The sequence below is a fragment of the Halorubrum sp. SD626R genome (assembly GCF_001261915.1).
Lineage (GTDB): Archaea > Halobacteriota > Halobacteria > Halobacteriales > Haloferacaceae > Halorubrum.
Window position 1 is genome coordinate 1 of the sequence record NZ_CVRT01000104.1, and the last position, 1260, is coordinate 1260.

Here is a 1260-nt window from a genome sequence, read left to right on the forward strand (position 1 = left end):
GCGAGCGCGACGGCGGCCTCGGTGACGTCGTCGGCGCCGATCACCGGGGTCGGGATCCCGGTCTTGCGGCCGAGGTCGTCGTCGAGGTCGACGCAGAGGACCAACAGCATTACGCGACGCTATGCGAGGGGCCGCCATATGTTTTCGGCTCGCTCCGGCGGGGCGGGGGACACGTCCGTCCGGTCGCGTGTGAGCCGATCGGCTACGGCCCGATCGCTCGCGGTCCGATCGCCTCTCAGTCGTCGTCCGAGGCCGGCTCGTGTTCGATCCCGTTCATCATAGAACGGACGTTCTCGCCGTCGCTGAACGACGCCGGGTACGACGCGAGCGGCAGGACGAAGTCGTCGCCGGCCTCGACCGGCTCGCCGACGTGGAGTTCCAGCTCGACGCCCGCGCCCGTCCCCTCGATCTCGCCTTCGGCCGTGTACACGACGACGTCGGCGTCGGCGCCGAGGACCGTCGTCGAGTACTCCGAGCCGCGCTCCAGGTCGCCGACGTTCTCGTAGCGGCTCAGGATGATCTCGGCGCGCTCGCGGGTGCTGAAGTCGGCGATCGGATTGAGCGCTTCCCCCAGGACCTCCACCCGCGGCGTCGCCACCGCGGCGAAGACGGCGGCCTGGTAGCGCTCGCCGAACAGCTCGACCGCCTTGTCGTACTCGGCGACGGTGTTCGTCACGCGGACCTCTCGCGTCCGCCCGGCCACCTCGACCTCCCGGGTGATCGTCTCGTCGGTCACCTCGTTGAGCTCGTAGCCGCTCTCCGAGAGCGTCGCGTCGGCGACCGTCGCGGTGCCGGCGGCGAACTCCGCGGGCCCGTCGCCGGTCGCGACGTCGTACGCGGTGCAGCCGGCGAGGCCCGCGAGCGCGACGGCGCCCCCGGCGGCGAGGGCGCGACGGCGGGTGATCGCGTCGCTCGCGGTCCGGTTCTCGGCGTCGTCGGCGGCGGTCGGCTCTCGGTTCATGGCCCATACTGGCGGCGATGGGGGTACATACTTTGTGTCCGAGTCGCCCCGTGTGAGGGCGTCGTCGACATCGGAACCGCTCCCGTGACAAGGCCTCTCCCGGGAACGCGGAGTTCGGACGCTTTTTGAGGCCGCGGCCGGTAGTAGGGGTAGATGATCTCCAAGGGCTGTGAACAGTGCGCTAAGGGCGGCAAGATGGTGCTGTTCGTCTACGGCTACTGCGACCAGCGGGACTGCTTCTACTGCCCCCTCGGAGAGAACCGGAAGAACGTCACGGACGTGTACGCCAACGAGCGGAA

The 1260-nt window shown here is 69.8% G+C and carries 2 protein-coding genes and 1 pseudogene; 1 reads left to right on the forward strand and 2 read right to left on the reverse strand.

The window, feature by feature from the left end; genetic code table 11:
- Together SD626R_RS16410 and SD626R_RS11030 are read right to left on the reverse strand one after the other, a co-directional pair.
- The coding region (locus SD626R_RS16410) for a DUF373 family protein (protein WP_141651433.1) at positions 1-110 on the reverse strand (110 nt) is incomplete at its 3' end.
- Positions 111-235: 125 nt separating this feature from the next.
- Positions 236-961, reverse strand: coding sequence for a DUF6517 family protein (locus SD626R_RS11030; RefSeq protein WP_092566410.1), 726 nt, complete (start codon positions 959-961; stop codon positions 236-238).
- A gap of 153 nt (positions 962-1114) precedes the next feature.
- On the opposite strand from SD626R_RS11030, the pseudogene SD626R_RS16415 reads away from it, so the two are divergent.
- A pseudogene (locus SD626R_RS16415) lies at positions 1115-1260 on the forward strand (radical SAM protein); the annotation flags it as partial.